The following is a 3584-nucleotide window of genomic DNA, read 5'->3' as shown; positions in this document are numbered from 1 at the left end:
AAGGCCGAGGTTTGACGCGCAATTTGATCAACCGCATGCGTGAAACCCTAGCGGACACCATCAGCGATATCCATCACGGCGCGGACCAGGTCAATAACGGCGTCGAGCAGATCGTGGGGGTCAACGAAGAGCTCTCGACGCGCACCGAAGAGCAGGCTTCCTCGCTGGCGGAAACGGCCTCCAGCATGGAGCAGCTGACCGCCACGGTAAAACAGAACGCTGAGCATGCCGACCATGCCCGCAACCTGGCCTCGCGAACCGCTGAGAGCGCTCAACGCGGTAGTGACGCCATGTCGTCCGTCATCGACACCATGGCCACCATCAATGAAAGCGCCACTCGCATGAGCAGCATCGTCGAGACGATCAATGCGATTGCCTTCCAGACCAATATCCTGGCGCTGAATGCCTCCGTGGAAGCCGCCCGCGCCGGGGAACAGGGTCGCGGTTTTGCCGTGGTGGCCAATGAGGTACGCCAACTGGCCAGCCGCTCCGCTTCTGCCGCTCAGGAGATCAAGGGGCTGATCGAGAATGCCGATGCCCAGGTGGTGGAAGGCAGCCGCCGAGTGCGCAGTACCGGCGAAGTGATCAATGGCATGGTGGGCGATATTCAGCAGCTCAGCACGCTGGTTCAGGAGATCTCTGCGGCCACCATCGAACAGAGCAGCGGCATCGAGCAGGTCAACCAGGCCGTGACACAGATGGATCAAATGACCCAGCAAAATGCCGGACTGGTGCAGCAGAGCAACCACGCTACCCAGCAATTGGCGCATTTGAGCACCCAGCTGCGTCAGATGGTCAGCAACTTCAAGCTCAACGCGTCACGGCATCAAGCCCAGGCGTTGTCACTGGCGCCTTCCAGCACACAGGCGCACAGCGACGATTTCTAGGCGTCAAACGTAGGCCGTCATGGCCTACACATCCCCCTGGTTATCCAGCGCGACCGCTTCGTGCATGCGGGTCAGCAGGTCAGGTACAGCGGCCTGCACCCGGTTCCAGCTGGGAATGAACGGGCGCTCACGCGGGTTGTCGAGAAACAGGTTGCCAGCTTCCAGCAGGTTGCTGGCAAACAGCTCTACCGCCTGCTCTTCGCAGTGACGGTCCAGACTCAAACCGTTCATGGTAGCGTCGTGGTCATAGGCCTCGATCAAGTCCAGCGCCAACCGATAGTAGGTGGCTTTCAAGGTACGGAAATCTTCGCTGCTAAAACTGACGCCTTGCGTGGCCAGCTTGCGATAAAGGGCCTTGGCAATATCCAGGCTCATGCGGTTCAAGCCACCGCTGGCATCCTCTTCGCTCACTGGCTGGTGTTTGTGGTCATAGGCATCGGCAATATCTACCTGGCACAGCTGGCGATGCGAGTAGTTGCGCTGTAGCTCCGAGAGCACGCCAATTTCCAGCCCCCAATCGGCAGGAATGCGAATGCCCTCCAGCACATCGCTGCGCATGGCAAACTCCCCCGACAGCGGGTAGCGGAAACTGTCCAGGTAATCCAGATACGGTAGCGGACCGCACACGGTCTTCAGCGCTCGCAGCAGCGGCGTTACCATCAAGCGAGACACCCGGCCATTCAGCTTGCCTTCGGCGATGCGCGGGTAGTACCCCTTGCAGAAGCTGTAGTTGAAGCGTGGGTGCGCCACCGGGTACATCAAGCGCGCCAGCAGGCTACGGTCATAGGTAAGAATGTCGCAGTCGTGCAGCCCAACCACGGTCGAGCGCCCGGAGGCCAGCACATAGCCCGCGCAATACCACACGTTGCGCCCCTTGCCGGGCTCCAACGCCCCCAGCCCGTGGTGTTCTAGCTCGGCATCCAGCTCACGCAGCCGGGGTCCATCGTTCCATAGAATGCGGGTGTGCTGCGGCAAGCGTGAGAAAAACTCGCGGGCATAAAGAAATTGTTCGCGATCGGCCCGGTCCAGTCCAATCACGATTTCGTTGAGATACGGCACTTTGGCCAGCTCGTCCACAATGGCCGAGAGTGCAGGCCCTTCCAGCTCGGAAAACAGCGACGGTAGAATCAGCCCCATGGGGCGGCGCTTGGCAAATTGGCACAGCTCCCGCTCGAGCTCTTCCACGGGGCGACGGGTCAGGTTATGAAAATCGGTGATGACGCCATTCTGATGAAAATCACTCATGGGCACTTCCTCGTTGGGTTAAGCCGTGGCCGCTTGCTGGTGGGATTCCGCCGCTAATCGGCGGTCGTCTCGCCCCCACCAGTGAGCCACCCCCTCGGCCCATCCGGCTGGCCCGGTTGCCTGGGTGCGATACAACGCCCGGTTGTGCGGTGCCACCATCAAGTCATGGCAGCCCTTGATCACCACGGCCTGGTCCACGGCTTCCAGCATGGAAACGTCGTTGGGGCCATCGCCGAGCCCCAACGCCAGCGGCTGGCGCCCGCGCAGCGCCGCAAAGCGCTGGATCAACCAGGTCACCGCACTCCCCTTGCCTGATGCCTGCGCCATGACGTGCCAAAAACGCCCGCCCTGGGTCATGGTCAAACCATCGCCCTCCAGCGCCTCGCGCAGGGTCTCCAGGGCACGCTCGTCGTCTTCCCAGATCAGCGGCTCGCTGCCCTCACGCCGTTTGGCCGCCTTGGCCCGAGGCTCGTCCAGGCCGGTTCTGGCGATGACTTCCGCCACCTGCATCTCTCCCATGGGCGTAAACCGCAGGTTGAGGCGCTGCTTCCAGATGGCCAACCGCGCACGGATAAAGCGGATATCGACCCCCGTGTGCTTGATGACCACGCCGTCTGGCCCACTACCCGGCCGATCAAGGCTGGCATGGCACCAGCCTGGCGGCAGGCCAATCACGGCACCGTTTTCGGCAATGAAGGGCGTCGCCGTCAGCCCCAGGGCTTCACGCAGCGGCAGTAGTTCTGCCCGAGTTTTGCTGGTCACGGGAATCACCGGGACACCCAGCTGCTTGAGACGAGCAAGCCAGGGAGCGGCAGGCGAAAAATCATAGCTATGGTGGTCCAGCAAGGAACCGTCGAGATCAGTGACCACCAAACGCGGCTGTAACGCGGGATCAAGTAGTTCAGGACTAGCGAACTCGGTCATGGCAGCACCTTCTGCAAACTGAAATCAGGTCACCCAAAAGCCCAACGTAGCCATCTTTTGAGATCAATACCCAAGGTAGACAACCACCAAAGCAAAATGCACGCCAAGATGCTTTAATTAAATAAAATCAAAAGATTAAAGCACTATCGAAGCGGTGTCAGAGCAAGCACCAAAATAGGGCAACCCATGACGCACCAAAATAGAGCATGAGAAAGAGGCAGGGAGGTCGGGGAAATAGTGCTGAATTATTGTACAAGTCTTATCTAATCAAAACACCGAGCATAAAAAAAACAGAAAATTTGCACAAACCCTTGGCAAACATTTCAAAATAGCTATACTCGAATTGTACCCACTGACTGTCTCGTACACCCCCCTCACCTGATGTCAGTGGGCTGCAGTGAGCCAAGCCCTTTGATGCCCGCCACCCCCCTGGCGGGCTTTTTTTGTTCAGCAAAAACAAAGCAGTCCCAAGCCTGCCTGTGGGAAGCCCATTCATTGGCTTATAGCCAGAGCAGTCACCCAAGCCAT

At 59.2% G+C, this 3584-nt stretch carries 4 protein-coding genes; 1 reads left to right on the top strand and 3 read right to left on the bottom strand.

Translation table 11 applies throughout. The features are described from left to right. Positions 1 to 887, top strand: an 887-nt coding sequence (locus B7L72_RS08035) for a methyl-accepting chemotaxis protein (protein ID WP_254893782.1), incomplete at its 5' end; no start/stop codon positions are given. 24 nt (positions 888 to 911) lie between these two features. Here the strand turns inward: B7L72_RS08035 and B7L72_RS08030 are convergent. From B7L72_RS08030 to B7L72_RS18710, 3 genes are all read right to left on the bottom strand, one after another. Further along, complete coding sequence (locus B7L72_RS08030) at positions 912 to 2132, bottom strand: glycosyl transferase (protein WP_081193615.1); 1221 nt, start codon at positions 2130 to 2132, stop codon at positions 912 to 914. 18 nt (positions 2133 to 2150) lie between these two features. Beyond that, positions 2151 to 3056, bottom strand: coding sequence for an HAD-IIB family hydrolase (locus B7L72_RS08025; protein ID WP_081193613.1), 906 nt, complete (start codon positions 3054 to 3056; stop codon positions 2151 to 2153). Between the two features lie 259 nt (positions 3057 to 3315). Then, positions 3316 to 3584: hypothetical protein (locus B7L72_RS18710; RefSeq protein ID WP_217806067.1), on the bottom strand; the 269-nt coding region annotated here is incomplete at its 5' end.

Source organism: Halomonas sp. BC1 (assembly GCF_002078135.1).
Classification (GTDB): domain Bacteria; phylum Pseudomonadota; class Gammaproteobacteria; order Pseudomonadales; family Halomonadaceae; genus Vreelandella; species Vreelandella stevensii.
Note: the sequence above shows the minus strand (reverse complement) of the source record. Positions and strands in the feature narration are given on the sequence as shown.

Coding starts and splice junctions, on each gene's coding strand:
- B7L72_RS08030 (WP_081193615.1), bottom strand. CDS start 2,132: ATGAGTGATTTTCATCAGAATGGCGTCATCACCGATTTTCATAACCTG.
- B7L72_RS08025 (WP_081193613.1), bottom strand. CDS start 3,056: ATGACCGAGTTCGCTAGTCCTGAACTACTTGATCCCGCGTTACAGCCG.